General features: G+C 37.4%; 15 protein-coding genes. 13 read left to right on the top strand and 2 right to left on the bottom strand.

Going from position 1 to position 16280, the window contains the following annotated elements; genetic code table 11:
* Positions 1–82 precede the first annotated feature (82 nt).
* From MHI34_RS09560 to MHI34_RS09570, 3 genes are all read left to right on the top strand, one after another.
* On the top strand, positions 83–790 hold the full coding sequence (locus MHI34_RS09560; protein WP_036119248.1) for a DsbA family oxidoreductase: 708 nt from the start codon (positions 83–85) through the stop codon (positions 788–790).
* A 184-nt stretch (positions 791–974) separates the two neighbouring features.
* Entirely contained in the window at positions 975–1601 is a 627-nt protein-coding gene (locus MHI34_RS09565) for an FMN-dependent NADH-azoreductase (RefSeq protein ID WP_036119245.1), read from the top strand.
* 304 nt (positions 1602–1905) lie between these two features.
* The gene (locus MHI34_RS09570) at positions 1906–4266 is read left to right on the top strand and encodes a bifunctional 2',3'-cyclic-nucleotide 2'-phosphodiesterase/3'-nucleotidase (RefSeq protein ID WP_058844738.1); all 2361 of its coding nucleotides are present in this window, start codon (positions 1906–1908) and stop codon (positions 4264–4266) included.
* 25 nt (positions 4267–4291) lie between these two features.
* On the opposite strand, the gene MHI34_RS09575 is transcribed toward MHI34_RS09570, so the two are convergent.
* Both MHI34_RS09575 and MHI34_RS09580 read right to left on the bottom strand, forming a co-directional pair.
* Complete coding sequence (locus MHI34_RS09575; protein ID WP_101966900.1) at positions 4292–4663, bottom strand: DUF2500 domain-containing protein; 372 nt, start codon at positions 4661–4663, stop codon at positions 4292–4294.
* A gap of 36 nt (positions 4664–4699) precedes the next feature.
* Complete coding sequence (locus MHI34_RS09580) at positions 4700–5227, bottom strand: YceI family protein (RefSeq protein ID WP_036119238.1); 528 nt, start codon at positions 5225–5227, stop codon at positions 4700–4702.
* Between the two features lie 326 nt (positions 5228–5553).
* Between MHI34_RS09580 and MHI34_RS09585 the strand changes: the two genes are divergently transcribed.
* The 10 genes from MHI34_RS09585 to MHI34_RS09630 all read left to right on the top strand — a co-directional run bounded on the left by MHI34_RS09585 (position 5554) and on the right by MHI34_RS09630 (position 16176).
* Complete coding sequence (locus MHI34_RS09585; protein WP_036119224.1) at positions 5554–5859, top strand: helix-turn-helix domain-containing protein; 306 nt, start codon at positions 5554–5556, stop codon at positions 5857–5859.
* 223 nt (positions 5860–6082) lie between these two features.
* Positions 6083–6997 carry a UDP-N-acetylmuramate dehydrogenase gene (gene murB / locus MHI34_RS09590; RefSeq protein ID WP_271911143.1) on the top strand — a complete coding sequence of 305 codons (915 nt, stop codon included), beginning with the start codon at positions 6083–6085 and terminating at the stop codon, positions 6995–6997.
* Positions 6998–7049: 52 nt separating this feature from the next.
* The gene (locus tag MHI34_RS09595) at positions 7050–7805 is read left to right on the top strand and encodes an exodeoxyribonuclease III (protein WP_340812245.1); all 756 of its coding nucleotides are present in this window, start codon (positions 7050–7052) and stop codon (positions 7803–7805) included.
* Between the two features lie 415 nt (positions 7806–8220).
* On the top strand, positions 8221–10590 hold the full coding sequence (locus MHI34_RS09600) for a penicillin acylase family protein (protein ID WP_342504372.1): 2370 nt from the start codon (positions 8221–8223) through the stop codon (positions 10588–10590).
* Positions 10591–10741: 151 nt separating this feature from the next.
* A complete protein-coding gene (locus tag MHI34_RS09605) occupies positions 10742–11113 on the top strand; it encodes a metalloregulator ArsR/SmtB family transcription factor (RefSeq protein ID WP_036119214.1) in 372 nt (123 codons plus the stop codon).
* On the top strand, positions 11094–13217 hold the full coding sequence (locus MHI34_RS09610; protein ID WP_340809568.1) for a heavy metal translocating P-type ATPase: 2124 nt from the start codon (positions 11094–11096) through the stop codon (positions 13215–13217). Before MHI34_RS09605 ends, MHI34_RS09610 begins: the two co-directional genes overlap by 20 nt.
* A 164-nt stretch (positions 13218–13381) precedes the next feature.
* Entirely contained in the window at positions 13382–13684 is a 303-nt protein-coding gene (locus MHI34_RS09615) for a late competence development ComFB family protein (protein ID WP_036119208.1), read from the top strand.
* Between the two features lie 122 nt (positions 13685–13806).
* Complete coding sequence (gene mntR, locus MHI34_RS09620; RefSeq protein ID WP_036119205.1) at positions 13807–14226, top strand: transcriptional regulator MntR; 420 nt, start codon at positions 13807–13809, stop codon at positions 14224–14226.
* 29 nt (positions 14227–14255) lie between these two features.
* Complete coding sequence (locus tag MHI34_RS09625) at positions 14256–15113, top strand: S1-like domain-containing RNA-binding protein (RefSeq protein ID WP_036119203.1); 858 nt, start codon at positions 14256–14258, stop codon at positions 15111–15113.
* Positions 15114–15261: 148 nt separating this feature from the next.
* Positions 15262–16176, top strand: coding sequence for a DUF1002 domain-containing protein (locus MHI34_RS09630; RefSeq protein ID WP_036119200.1), 915 nt, complete (start codon positions 15262–15264; stop codon positions 16174–16176).
* Positions 16177–16280: the final 104 nt, after the last annotated feature.

Below are 16280 nucleotides of genomic sequence, written 5' to 3' on the forward strand. Positions count from 1 at the left end.
GCTTGAAAATTTATGCAGTGAAGCATAAATATTGCCTTGTGATTTGTTCTATCGCTACAATGAAGCAAAAGGAGTGAGTGTAATGAAAATTGAAATTTGGTCTGACTATGTATGTCCATTTTGTTATATTGGTAAAAAGCAATTAGAGAAAGCAATTGAAGATACTGGCTTTGGAGGGCAAGTGGAGTTTGTTTATAAAAGCTATCAATTAGATCCAACTACACCAGTAGAATCGACTAGTACTGTATATGAATCATTAGCCAAGAAATATGGAATGTCTTTAGAAAAGGCTAAGGAAATGACATTGGGCGTAACGGCACGTGCAAAAGAAGTGGGCTTAAACTACGACTTTAGCAATTTGATGGAAGAAAATACGCTAAAAGCACACCGACTTGTGAAATGGGCTGAACAACAGGGAGATGTTACAGCACTTGTGGAATTACTTTTACACAGCCATTTTATTGAAGGAAAGCGTATTGGCCAAGAAGACATTTTATTAGAGATAGCTGAGCAAGTAGGGCTACAGCGTGAAGCGGTTGCAAAGGTTCTTGCAAGTGACGATTATAAAAACGAAGTAGAAGTAGATATTCAAGAAGGTCTACAACTTGGTGTTCGTGGGGTACCATTTTTTGTCTTAAATCGTAAATATGGTATTTCAGGTGCTCAGCCACAGGAGGTATTTGAAGATACACTACGTAAAGTTGCTGAGGAAGAGGGTTTGCAACCAAAGTTAAAGATGGCTGGCTCTGATGATGAGGGTGTATGTACAGATGATAACTGTAAATTGTAGTTTACACAGAGGGGAGTAAAGCTTTATACCCCCTCTTGTTAGATGAATGAAAGAATCTTAACATAATATTTCAGTCAAAAGTCTGAGGAAAGTAACGTTGACATTTTAGGTGAAATTTTTTAAGATTGATATATATCTTGAATTCGAGATATTAGATTATGATGTTTAAGGGAGAATTTATATAATGAACGTTTTAGTAGTAAAAGCTAACAACCGTCCAGACGGTATTTCAACAAAAATGTATGATACATTCATGGAGAATGTACAAGGCCTCAACGTTACAACTTTTGACGTATTTGCTGAAGATATGCCTTATTTTGGACAAGACCTTTTCAATGCATTTGGTAAAGTTCAAAATGGCGGAGAGCTAACAGACATCGAATCACGTCTTTTAGCTGCAAAACAAAAAGCAATGGACGCATTAACTGCAGCTGATATCGTTGTATTTGCATTCCCACTTTGGAACCTAACAATTCCAGCACCTTTACAAACATTTATCGACTATGTATACCAAGCTGGATTTACATTCAAGTATGGTGAAAATGGTCAATTAATTAGCTTAATGACTGACAAAAAAGCAATCATTTTAAATGCTCGTGGTGGCTACTACTCATCACCAGAAGCACAACCAATGGAAATGTCAGTAAATTACATTAAAAATGTAGCAGGTGGCGTATTCGGTATGGAAATTATCGAAGAAGTTATTATTGAAGGTCACAATGCTTCACCTGATAAAGCACAAGAAATTATTGCAAATGGCCTAGAAGAAGTGAAAAAAGTAGCTCAATCACTTCAAACTGTGAATGCATAAAAAATATTTTTTAATAAAAGTCCTCTCAAATTCGGGAGGATTTTTTTTATTTTGTGAACAGATGTATGGTGTGGTATGGAGGTCGGATATATTGATATTAATTAATTATTTAGAATTTACATTTACTAACATCCTGTTTGCGACGCAAGAATTAAAATGATAGTAATCTATGATTTTGGAGAAAAGTAATTAACCATTCTTTTAAAAATACATATAATCAGGACTATTTATTCAGTAAAAAATAGAATTAGTTTAATATAATAGGATTTGTAGGAAAATACTAGATTATTAAGGAGGTTGTTGTATGAATAAGAAATTAATAACTAATTTCTTGGCAATGTTACTCGTTCTATTCGCGTTTATACCATTTGGATTTTCTGCAGATGCTGCTTCCAATGATGTAACACGTGCAGATTATGTAAAAGAACTAGTAAAGAGCTTAGATGTAGAGATAGGTGATGGTTCTTCTCTTGCCTTTACCGATGTCTCTAAGGATTTAGCACCTTATGTAGAAAAGGCTGTGGAATTAAAACTTATTAAAGGTAAAACAGCAACTACATTTGGACCAAACGATAAACTAACACGTCAACAAGCATTTGTTATATCTGCTCGTGGACTAGTTAGTGAAAACGCTTCCCTTTCTATTTTAGAGCAATTTAAAGATGCAGACCAAATTGCAGAGGCATATAAACAAGATTTAGCTAACGCAGTTGCTGCAAACATTTTGCAAGCATTTGAGGATAATACCATTCGCCCTCGTGATTATGTGACGAAGGAGCAAATGGAAAGTATTGTGGAGCGCTTTGTAGCAGAATATAAAGCACCTTCAGCTGGAGCATCAGTAGACCTTCAGATTTTAGGGACAACAGATATCCATACAAATTTAGCTAATTATAATTACTATTTAGATGCTCCCTCAACGGAGGTTGGTTTAGCTAATACGGCTACATTAATTGAACAAGCGCGCGCTAAAAATCCAAATACATTGTTATTCGATAATGGGGATTTAATTCAAGGTACACCACTTGGCTCTTATAAAGCGTTAGAAAGTGTATTAAAGCCAGGGGAAGTGCATCCAGCTATCGCAGCACTTAATGCATTAAAATATGATGGTGGAACTTTAGGAAACCATGAATTCAACTATGGCCTAGACTTTTTAGATGAAGTATTAAACGATGCTAAATATCCAGTCGTAAATGCTAATACTTACGATGCAAAAACGAAAAAGCGTATGTATACACCGTATGTCATTCTTGATAAAGAAGTGGTCGATAGCTCAGGTAAAAAGCATACACTAAAAGTTGGTGTAACGGGAATCGTTCCAACAAAGATTGTTGAATGGGATGCCATTCATTTAGCAGGTAAAGTGGAAATGCAGGAGCCTGTTGAAGCAGTAAAAGAGGTAGTACCAGACATGCAGAAAGCTGGTGCAGATGTAATTGTTGTTCTTTCGCATTCAGGTATTGGTGGGGACACTTATGTGAAGGGTGCTGAAAATGTTGGTTACCAACTAGCAGAAATTGAAGGCATCGATGCTTTAATTACAGGGCATTCTCATTTAACATTCCCTGGTGACTATAAGGACTTGAAAGATGTAGATCAAGAAAAGGGTACGATTCACGGTGTACCGACTGTTATGGCGGGTAGCTATGGTAGTCACCTTGGTGTCATTGATTTAAAATTGGAACAACAAGGATCAGAGTGGGTAGTGGTAGACGGTAAAGGTTCATTGCAATCAATTAAGCAAGAAGGCTTAAAACCATCTGCAACAGTGCTAAAGGCTATTAAAGAAGCACATGAAGGTACATTAACATATATCCGTCAGCCTGTTGGAGAAACAACTGCACCAATCCATAGCTATTTCTCAATGGTACAAGATGATCCTTCTATTCAAATCGTAACACAAGCACAAAAATGGTTTATTGAACAGGAGTTAAAAGGTACTGCTGATGAAAAGACACCTCTTCTTTCTGCTGGAGCACCTTTCAAAGCAGGCTCTCGAAATAACCCACTAGATTACACAAACATTCCTGTGGGACCACTTGCCATTAAAAATATGGCGGACATCTATCATTATGATAATACTGTTGCTACTATTAAAGTGACAGGTGCTCAAGCAATTGAATGGTTAGAAATGGCTGCGGGTATTTTTGCAACAATTGATTCGAATAAAACAGAAGAGCAAAATATTATCGATTCAGAAGCACGTTCTTATAATTTTGACGTGTTGGATGGCTTAACGTATCAAATTGATGTATCATCACCAGCAAAATATGATCGCCGTGGTATCCTTGTTGATGAGAAGGCAAACCGTATTAAAAATGTACAATATAATGGTAAGCCAATCGATCTAAAACAAGAATTCATCATTATTACAAACAATTATCGTGTTGGTGGATCATATGGGGCAACATTTAAAAATGCTGATGGCTCTAATATTACTAACTATGCGTATGAAAATCGCCAAGCTGTAGTTGATTATATTATGGCGAATAAAACAATTAATCCTGCTGCGGATAATAACTGGTCATTTGTGCCGTTCCCAGCTAATACAAAGGTTATTTACCTATCTGCAAAAGATGCACAAAAGTTCATTCCTGCAGGTAGTAGCATCGAATATTTAGCAGAAACAGAAGCTGGATTCGCTAAATATTTAATTAAATAACGGTTTATGAAAAGGAGAGTACGATTTAATCGCTACTCTCCTTTTTATGTCTGTTAAATGAATGGTACCGTGTGCCCTGATAAGTTAAAATGCCGAAATCCCCGTCTACTAGCAGTCCATAGTCGTGCCCATTCATTTTTAGTTCATGACGCTCTCCGTTTAGTTCTTCAAACGTTACATAATAGGACGTAGATGCTCCAGTATTATTAGAGCCTCCACGTATATTTGTACGTTTTGTCACAACCTTAGCGGGTACCGTTAAAATGGGAGAACTGTTGTTTTTAGACCAGCTGATAATGCCTTTCACAACTATGAAGGCAATGCTGCCGAAAACAATGAAAAAGATAATTGTTATAAAAACGGAACCAAATAAAAATTGATCGTCAAACCAGAGCATCTAAATTACTCCTTTCCTTTGGTGTTGAGGTGATTCTTACAGAAGATTTAACTCTAGATCAACAACAATATCTATTTCATCACTGATTAAAACGCCGCCTGTTTCTAGAAACGTATTATAGACTAGATTAAAATCGCGACGATCAATTTGTGTCTTTGCTTGAAAGCCAAATACTTCTTGTGCCCATGGATTGACACCTTTTCCTGTATATACTGTTGTAAATACAATGGGCCTTGTTATGTTTTTGATAGTTAAATCCCCATGAATTGCAAATTTTCTTTCATGAAGTTGATCAATGTATGTAGAAGTAAATATGATTTTTGGATAGACGTCTGCATCAAAAAAATCGGGAGAAACGAGATGGACATCACGATCATGATTTTTGGTGGAGACACTAGCCACGGCAATAGTAAATGAAATGTTTGCCTTCTGCATTTGTTCAATATCTGCTGCAACTATCTCAGCATTGTACGCTTCGAATGTTCCGTGAATACGGGAAATCATCATATGTCGCACAGAAAAGCCAATTGTTGAATGACTGAAATCAATAGTGTATTTTTTCATTTGAAAACCCCCTAAAACAGCATTCTACAACGAATGATAAAGTAAATAATTTGCTTATTCAATGAGTTTTTCATAAATGTGGAAATGTAGACACTTTTATAAAAGTGTAATCTGTGAGCATGTTAGTCATATTCTTATAAAGATGGGCATTTTATTGTTAGCAGGTGATCTAAAAAATTCCCTCTATAAATTGAAAAAAATGAGATTAAAGTTACTTTTAGTAATTTAATATAAAAAAGTTAATTGATTATTTTATGTAAATAAGTTACTTCAAATTTACATTTACTACATTAATCGTTACAATAGTTACATAGAGGTGAAAAATTATGAATGAGACAACTTTATGTCCTCGTTTAGCAAAAGCAATGGATTTAATCGGAAAACGATGGACGGGGTTAATATTATATCAATTACTAGATGGACCACAGCGTTTTAATGAAATCGAGTCTGCCTTACCTGTCAGTGGGCGCTTATTATCAGAACGCTTAAAGGAACTTGAGAAAGAAGGGCTTGTTGAACGCAAAGTATATTCCGAAGTTCCTGTACGCGTAGAGTATTCTTTAACAGATAAAGGTCGAGCATTAGAAGGCGCTATCCGCAATATAGAAACATGGGCAAGTAGTTGGCTCTAACATGAACAGATTGTTCTACTAGTAAATAAACTGGTTTTAATATTGTGCCAAAAACGACACTTGGAATGACTGTCAATTTTCTTTATAATATTCATCATCTCTGCACAGGTCTTACCTGTCATATAATATGAGATAAAAATACCCTTCATTTTACTTGTCAAATTGGGGTTCTAAATCCATACTGGTGTAGAGTAAGAAGGACGTTAGAAAGGAATTAGCTCTCATGACAAAAGAACAATGGGCGAAGGATTTAGCAAAAAATATTAATCCTGCCAATATTAAGTTAGATGAATCTTTACAGCAATATACAATGACAAAATTAGGTGGCAAAGCAGATGTTTTTGTTCTTCCTGAAACAGAAGAAGAGGCAGCATCAGTTATTCGCTATGCATATATAAATAATATTCCTTTATTAATGTTAGGCAACGGCTCAAATATGGTTGTTCGTGATGGCGGTCATAGAGGAATCGTTGTAACATTCTCAAGTCTGGATGAGATTCGTATTAATGGTGAGCATGTTTACGCACAAAGTGGTGCACTAATCAAAGATGTATCGAAGCTATCAGCGCAAGCCTCTTTAACTGGTTTCGAATTTGCTTGTGGTATTCCTGGATCAATTGGCGGAGCAATGGCTATGAATGCAGGTGCTTATGGCGGTGAGATTAAGGATATTATCGTTTCATCTAAGGTGTTAACGAGAGAAGGAAACATTTTAATATTATCCAAAGAAGAGCTTGAGCTCGGCTATCGACAAAGCATAATTGCCAAAAAAGGCTATTATGTGTTATCCTCTGAATTTCAATTGGCGGTAGGGGTGCAAGAAGAAATTGATGCGAAGATTGCTGATTTAACGTTCCAACGTGAATCAAAGCAGCCTTTAGAATACCCATCTGCTGGAAGTGTCTTCAAACGCCCACCAGGTCATTTTGCAGGTAAACTTATTCAAGATAGTGGCTTGCAAGGCCAAGGTGTAGGTGATGCAGAAGTCTCTACCAAGCATGCAGGTTTTATTGTCAATAAAGGTAATGCCACTGCTACTGACTATATTGAAACAATCCGAATGGTCCAACGCGTCGTGAAGGAAAAATTTGGTGTTGAATTAGAGACAGAAGTTAAAATTGTTGGTGACGATCTATAATATCACGCCCTTCGTTTAAGTCGAAGGGCGTTTTTTTAGGAGTGAGGATGAAATGAAATTTATATCATGGAATGTTAATGGAATACGAGCATGCTTAGGTAAAGGCTTTTTAGAATTCTTTCATCAAATGAAAGCAGATTTCTTTTGTATTCAAGAAACAAAATGTCAGGCTGGACAAGTAGAGCTTGCTCTTGAAGGATATGAGCAGTATTGGAATTATGCACAGAAGAAAGGGTATTCAGGAACCGCTATATTCACTAAGCATACCCCGTTGTCTGTTAAGTATGGAGTGGGGGAGGAAGACACTCAGGATGAAGGTAGAATTATTACATTAGAATATGAAAACTTCTATTTAGTGAATGTCTATACTCCGAATGCACAGCGCGATTTAGCCAGATTACCTCTCCGCTTAGATTGGGAGGACCGTTTAGCAAGCTATCTACAAAAACTGAATAGTAAGAAGCCCGTAGTCTATTGTGGTGACCTAAATGTTGCACACACTGAAATTGATTTAAAAAATGCAAAGTCTAATATAGGAAATTCAGGATTTACATATGAAGAGCGAGCGAAATTCTCAGAGTTATTAGCAAGTGGTTTTGTAGATTCTTTTCGCTATAAGCATCCTGATGAAACTGATCATTACACATGGTGGTCTTATATGAATAAAGTACGTGAACGCAATATTGGTTGGCGTATTGATTACTTTGTTGTTTCTGATCTATTAAAGAATCAAATTGATATTGCAACAATCCACCCACACATTATGGGCAGCGATCACTGCCCAATTGAATTACAATTACATGTCTAGTGCTAAAAAAACGTATTTTCATGGAGAAAATACGATTTTTTTATGGTTGTTCTAGAAAATTAATAGGGGTTGCTTCGCTCAAAAGTGAAAGCAAAGCGTTGAGGGAACCACTAAAGGGTAGCATCGAAGCGCTCATAAAATAGGAGACCGTAAGCCAAATACATGAAACCAACACAAGATAACCTTCTCACATAAAGTCATATCTTCCTCTATAGGAAAATATGATTTTTCAAAACGGTTCAGTAGCCTTCAAAATTCTTATTGTTTATACTATTTTAATAGCGAATTGATATAAAATTTTGTATTTAAAGAAGATTTTTTATACATAACATACGGAAATTCGCTAAAAAATTTGCTCGTTAAAACGGGTTTGGGAAGGTAAAACGTGAATATAGTGCAAAGAGGGGGTTATGCAGTGGGAAAGAGAAAGTTTAGGTGGAAAAAGTGGCTCATTGTTTTTGCTGGGGTATTAGCTGCTTTGGCTGTTGTGACTTTTATTGGATTTACATGGTTTATGAATAAATCCAAGCCAGTAGTTGATGGTGAGCTAGTTGTTAGTATTCTGGATCAGGATGTGACGGTTACAAGGGATGATAAAGGGGTTCCGCATATTTTGGCTGAAACAGATGCCGATCTGTATCGTGCACAAGGTTATGTCCAAGCGCAAGATCGACTGTTTCAAATGGATTTAGCACGAAGACAGGCAAGTGGTCGATTATCTGAAATCATTGGGGAAGCAACCGTTAATACGGACAAGCACTTCCGTACGTTCAGTTTACGTGATGCGGCGGAGAAATCATTAGCAGCTTATGATGAAGAAAGTAAGCAAGTACTAGAATGGTATGCTGAAGGGGTAAATGCTTTTATTGCACAGGCGAAGGAAAACAATACCTTAAGCTATGAATTTGCTTTGTTAGGCTATGAACCTGAGGAATGGACGGTTGTTGATTCCTTAACGATAGGTAAATATATGGCTTATGATTTGGGCGGAAATTGGAATACATTAGCCTTCCGTCACTGGGCATTACAAAACTTTGATGAAGCAAAGGCGAAGGAATTATTTATTAAATATCCTGAAAATGCTTCGTCCATTATCGAGGCCAATATCCAAACTCCTGTAGCAGTGGCAGGGCAGTTTAGTGCAGATTTATTACCAAATGAATTTAATGGTAGTAATAACTGGGTTGTTTCTGGGGATAAAACGAAATCTGGAAAACCGATTTTAGCAGATGACCCACATTTAGGGTTAAGTACACCTTCTATTTGGTATCAAATGCACCTACAATCCCCACAACAAAATGTCAGTGGTGTTATTTTTGCAGGAATTCCAGGTATTATTTTAGGTCATAATGATGAAATTGCCTGGGGTGTTACGAATGTGGGGCCAGATGTACAGGATCTATATATTGAAATACCAAATCCGGATGACCCAACACAATTCCGCTATGATAGTCAGTGGGAGCAAGCGGAGGTACGTGATGAGCCAATCAAGGTGAAGGATGGTGAAACGGTAGATTTTGACGTCGTTGTCACGCGTCACGGCCCTATTATGACAGATTTAGCTTTTAAGGATACTGAGCCCACAGCACAATTTTCGATGCAATGGACAGCGCTTCAACCTACAGCGGAATTGAGAGCGGTGCTTGGGTTTAATAAGGCAAAATCTTGGGAGGACTTTGAAAAAGCATTAGAAGATTTTAAGGCACCAGCTCAAAACTTTGTTTTTGCCTCAAAGGATGGCACAATCGCCTATAAAGCTAATGGTCAAATACCTATTCGTAAGCAAGGTGATGGACAATTACCAGTGCCAGGTGATTCTAGTGACTATGGCTGGGAAGATTTTATTCCTTGGGATAAACTACCGACTGTAGTGAATCCAAAGGAAGGCTTTATTGCAACGGCGAATAACCAAGTCATTGGAGAGGACTATCCTTATCACATCACGGATTTCTGGGCGCAGCCTTATCGTTTCGAGAGAATTAAAGAAGTGCTAGAGGCAAATGATGAAATTACAGTAGAAGATATGATGGATTTGCAAATGGATCAGCATAATCTTTATGCAAGAGAGTTTCTACCCGATTTATTAACATCTATAAAAGCGAAAGAGCAGGATGGTCAGTACACAGAGATTATTGCTATGTTAGAGGATTGGGATATGGTAGATGCAAAGGAATCAGGTGCCCCCCTTGTCTTCCATACACTTATGATTAAGTTACAGGAAGTGTTGTTTAAGGATCAAATGCCTGAAGATATGTATGACATCATGTATGGGAAGTTTAATATTACAGACCAACTCTTACGTACAGCATATGCAGGAGAGAAAAGCATTTGGATTGAGGAGCAAGGTGGTGTGGATGAGACAGTTTATAAGGCATTCGAGCTGACAATTGCACAATTACAAGATCAATTCGGCAAAAATGCAGCGAAGTGGCAATGGGGTGATTACCATCAGCTTACGTTTGATCATACATTGGGTAGTGCCTCACCAATTCTTGCCGCTTACTTTAATGCTGAAAAGGTTCCAATCGGGGGATCGAAGGTTACTGTACAAGCAGCAGATAATGATTTAGCTGGTAATGTAAATCATGGTGCATCTTGGCGTTTTGTGGTAGATGTAGGGGATTTAAGCTCAGCCTATCATATTGTTGGTCCTGGTCAGAGCGGGCACGTAAAGTCTGATTGGTACCAGGATCAAGTGCTTGATTGGGCGAATGGTGATTATCATCAAACGTTTGTGAAACAAGAAGATATAAAAGGAAAAACATTACAATTAAAGGCACAGTAATAAAAGGTTAGCGTACATAATAAGTGCGCTAACTTTTTTTATTAAAAATTACAATGATATAGATCATTAACATTCAAATATTCGTTTGAATATGATGGAATAATATGTTATATTGATTACAATCAAACGAATATTTGAATGAGGTGAGAAAATGCCAAAAGAAATATGTGAGGTGACGCATGTACATGAAGAAGCGGTCACGAAGGTACAACAACAAATGCCTGATTTGTCAGGTGTAGCAAAATTTTTAAAAGCATTATCTGATGAAACAAGACTTAAAATTGCCTATGCCTTAACAGTAGAAGATGAATTATGTGTTTGTGATGTTGCAACTATTATTGGGTCATCAGTAGCGACAGCATCCCATCATTTACGATATTTAAAAGAAAATAATTTAGCCAGATCACACCGTATAGGAAAGCAAATGTATTATTCTTTAGCAGATGAGCATATATACCAAATTGTAACAATTGCCTATGAACATGCGAAAGAGGGGATTGCCAATGGCAGCGACACCAACTAAACAAGAATACAGGCTACAAAATCTATCCTGCGCCAGCTGTGCGGCGAAATTTGAGAAGAATGTAAAGGCTATACCTGCTGTACAGGATGCACAAGTTAATTTTGGCGCTTCTAAAATTACTGTAATCGGCCCTATTAGTGTCGATCAAATTGAAGAAGCAGGTGCCTTTGATGGCATTAAGGTTACCCAATCAGCAGCAAGAACACTTGACAATGCTACCCCTTTTTACCGTAAAAAAGAGAATGTTCTAGCTGGTATATCTTTGCTTTTTGTTATTTTAGGCTATCTATTTGTTAGTATGCTAGAGGAATCACATCCGCTACCGATAGCGATGTTCATATTAGCGATCCTTGTGGGTGGAGTTGGCATTTTTAAAATAGGCTTCCGAAATCTAGCTCGCTTTGAATTTGATATGAAAACGCTTATGACGATTGCCATTATTGGCGCTGCTATTATTGGCGAATGGGAAGAAGCGGCTGTTGTCGTCTTTTTATTCGCTGTGAGTGAGGCGCTTGAAGCGTATTCAATGGATAAAGCTCGTCAGTCCATCCGTCAGTTAATGGATATAGCTCCACCAACAGCTATTATTAAAAGAGCTCACGGAGAACACTTCCATGAGATGGAACTACCAACAGAAGACATTGAGATAGGTGATATTTTAATTGTCAAGCCAGGGCAAAAGATTGCGATGGATGGGATTGTGATTAGCGGGTTGTCTGCAGTCAACCAAGCAGCCATTACAGGTGAATCGATTCCTGTTAATAAAACAGTAAATGATGAAGTATTTGCTGGGACTCTTAATGAAGAGGGTGCGCTCGAAGTACGTGTGACAAAGCGTGTGGAAGACACAACCATTGCCAAAATTATTCATCTGGTAGAAGAAGCACAGGCAGAAAAAGCACCTTCTCAGCAATTTGTTGATCGCTTTGCAAAATATTACACACCAGCCATCATGATTATTGCTTTTCTAGTAGCTGTTATTCCACCATTATTAGTAGGTGACTGGCAGCACTGGATTTACCAAGGTTTAGCTGTTTTAGTTGTAGGATGTCCTTGTGCACTTGTTGTCTCTACACCAGTTGCCATTGTAACTGCAATTGGGAATGCTGCAAGGCAAGGTGTACTTATTAAAGGCGGTGTTCATTTAGAACAATTAGGACATATTGAAGCTGTAGCCTTTGATAAAACAGGTACATTAACTGAGGGACAACCAGCAGTAACGGATATTGTGACAACAGATAACTGGTCAGAGGACTATGTATTACAACTAGTTGCAGCAGTAGAAAAGCAGTCTCAGCATCCTTTGGCTAAAGCTATTTTAAAAAAATCGCATGATAAAAATTTACCAGAGTTAGTACCAACAGATTTCCAATCAGTAACAGGTAAGGGTGCGTATGCTACAGTAGACAATCAGATTATTTATGTAGGCAGTATGAAATGGATAGTGACATTAACTACTGTAGATAAAAAAATTGAAAATCAAGTTAAAAAATTGCAAGAACAGGGTAAAACAGTAATAGCAGCTGTTTCGAATAGCCAATTTATTGGGCTTATTGGAATTGCTGATCAATTGCGCCATGAAAGTAAGGACGTATTACAAAAATTAAATGCCTTGAAAGTAAAGCATATGGTGATGTTAACAGGTGATGCAGAACCCACAGCACAAGCTATTGCTACTTCATTAAAGATGACAGATGTGCGCGCTGGTTTATTACCAGAGGAAAAATTAATGGCGATTAAGGATTTACGTGCACAATTTGGTGCTGTAGCGATGGTAGGGGACGGGGTAAACGATGCACCAGCATTAGCAACTGCAAATGTAGGAATTGCCATGGGTGGAGCAGGAACAGATGCAGCTCTTGAGACGGCGGATATTGCCTTAATGGGTGACGATCTAACCAAACTTCCGTATACCATTGGCTTGAGCAGAAAAACATTACGCATCATTAAAGAGAATATTATATTTGCCCTAGTTTTAAAATTAATTGCGTTGTTGCTTGTCATTCCAGGATGGCTGACATTATGGATAGCAATTTTTGCGGATATGGGTGCTACGCTATTAGTTGTATTTAATTCTTTAAGACTAATTAGAGCAAAAAAGTAGTATGTAAGGTGTAGTTCTGTAAAATAAGATAGGAAATTAATCTCACACTAACGCTATGAATTTTATGCGAATAGATGCTACTAGGGATTCTTGAAAAAGCATTTTTAAAAGGCTATTATAGTTTCAGGAGTAATGTAACAATTAAATATAAATGAGGCGAAAGTTTGAATATGTCAGATCCTATTTTAGTAAATGTTACAGAAGAGATTGTGCGTGGTTTAGTAAGCTTTTTACTACGAGGACCAGAATATCAAACATTTTGTAAATGCGAAATCTGTGAATTCGACACGGTGGCACTTACACTAAATGCATTGCCAAGTAAGTATGTTACATCTATGGAAGCCAGAGATGAGGCATTTAAAGAAATGAATACTCCTGAAAGTATTGAGCGCATCAACAAAGAGATTATTCATGCGTTACATGTGGTAAATAAGTATCCTCGACACAAAGTAGAGCCTACTTCTTAATAGAAGAGGCTCTTTTTAAGTTGGAGAAGAAGTGTTTTTCTGACATATGTATTTTCAGTTAACTTTTAAGCCAAGCTTGTAGTAAACTAGAGAGTAAGAAAAGGAAAGAGAGGGAAAAGGATATGCCAACACCTAGTATGGAAGACCATATCGAACAAATATATTTATTAATCGCCAACAAAGGATATGCGCGTGTGTCTGACATTGCTGAAGCATTATCTGTACTTCCTTCTTCTGTTACAAAAATGGTTCAAAAATTAGATAAAGATGGTTATTTAGTTTATGAAAAATACCGTGGACTGACATTGACGCCTAAAGGAGAAAAGCTTGGCAAGCGTCTTGTGCAGCGCCATGAATTGCTCGAGCAGTTTTTACGAATGATTGGTGTGGATGAAGAGCGTATTTATGATGATGTTGAGGGAATTGAACATCATTTAAGTTGGAATTCAATCGATCGTATTGCAGATCTTGTGCAAGTAATGGAAGAGAATCCAGACATCGTGAAAAAATTAGAGGCATCTAAGACACAGCATAATCTTTAAAATGATGGTGTGAAGGAAAGGAAGACAATATGAACGCATTACAATCAGGTGAAGTTGTTACATTAACGGTATTAGAGCAACAAGCATCGAAATGGATTTTAACAAATGGAGTGGAAGAACTCCCTTTAAATGCTTCAGAGGTAACAGAGCCACTAGCAGTAGGTGATCGCCTTGAAGTATTTTTATTTGTAGATCGTCGTGGTGATTTGGCTGCTACAACGGCTATTCCAGCTTTTACTCAAGGAGAATATGGCTGGGCTCGTGTCTTGAAAGTGGTTGAACGTGAAGGTGCTTTTGTAGATATTGGTACATCTCGTGAGGTTTTAGTAAGAGCAGAGGATTTACCAGCAGTAAAAGAGTTGTGGCCAGAACCAGGTGACCATGTATTTATGACATTGCGTACGGATCGAAATGGTGATTTATTTGGACGTTTGGCAACGGAAGAAAAAGTGACAGAACTATATGAAGGTGCACTAGAAGATATGCACAATAAAAACATTCAGGCACGTCCATATCGTTTGTTACCAGTTGGCACATTTTTACTAGGGGTAGAAGCGCCTTACCGTATTTTTGTTCATGAATCAGAGCGCAATGCAGAGCCTCGATTAGGGCAAGATGTAGTTGTACGGATTATCGACGTAAAAGAGGATGGTTCGATGAATGGCTCCCTTTTACCAAGAAAGCATGAACGACTTTCAAATGATGCACAGCAAATATTGACTTATCTACAAGATGTGGGCGGCAAAATGCCATTTGGTGATAAATCATCCCCTGAAGAGGTTCAAGAAATGTTCAATATGAGTAAAGGGGCATTTAAACGTGCACTAGGAACACTCATGAAGGCTGGTAAAATAAAGCAACAAGACGGTTGGACTGAAGAAGTTTAGTGGAAAATTCACTTGCTAGAATTGCATTACCACAGAAAAAGTGACGAGAGACATCTGAAACCTTCTCGTCTTTTTTTCGTACTAATAATTGTATAGTGGCATACATTATACAGGCTAATAGATGTTTTAGCGAAAGGGGTCACACGATTTGAAAAAAACATGGATTAAAATACTAACAGCTACAATGTTGGTATTTGGAGTGATGGCACCAGCAACAGGGTTTGCATCTGATAATACGCCTCCAAAAGCAATTGATGAAAAATTGGGCGTACCTATCGTCGTATATGGAGCAAATTTATCTGAGGCTGAAAAAGAATCCGTCAAAAAATCATTAAAAGTAAGTGAAGAACCTGAAATCGAAGAAATTACTGTGTCTGGTGAGGATCTAGTAAAATACATTAAAGATAGTAATTCAAGCTCTCGTATGTATTCTTCTGCGAAAATTACACGTAGAGATACGGGGAAAGGTTTAGTTATAGAGATTGTAACGCCATCTAATATTACGCAGGTAACTTCTGAAATGTACGCGAATGCGATGCTTACGGCAGGAATTCAAGATGCAACGGTACAAGTAGCTGCGCCAAAAGCTGTTACGGGACATTCAGCGCTAGTAGGTATTTACAAGGCATATGAAGTTACAACAGGCGAAACGCTTGATATTGAGCGTACCGATGTTGCCAACGAAGAATTATCAGTGGCTACATCTATTGCAGAATCTGCAGGGGTAGATGATGCTAAGGTTGCAGAATTACTGACAGAAATTAAAAAGCAAATTGCGGAATTGAAGCCAGCAACACGTGAAGAAGTAGAAAAAATTGTACAAGAGCAATTAAACAAACTTGAAATTAATTTAAGTGAAAAGGACCGTCAATTGCTAGTAGATTTAATGAATAAAATCAGTAAGCTAGACATTGATTTTAGTAAATGGTCTGAACAGTTAAATGATATTAGTAACACAATCCAAGAAAAATTCGGCTCACTCATGGAAGATAAAGGTTTCTGGGAAAGTGTGAAAAGTTTCTTCGCAAATCTAAAAGATACCATTTCTTCATGGTTTAACTAAAGTTTTATAGTCGTTAAAAAAATCTGTAATACCTACTCAGTATGCTAGAGTGGGTGTTCAGATTTTTTTGCATAACACAAAGAGTACACAAATTTTGTGAAAAT

Source organism: Lysinibacillus sp. FSL L8-0126, from assembly GCF_038630385.1.
Taxonomy (GTDB): Bacteria; Bacillota; Bacilli; order Bacillales_A; family Planococcaceae; genus Lysinibacillus; species Lysinibacillus fusiformis_D.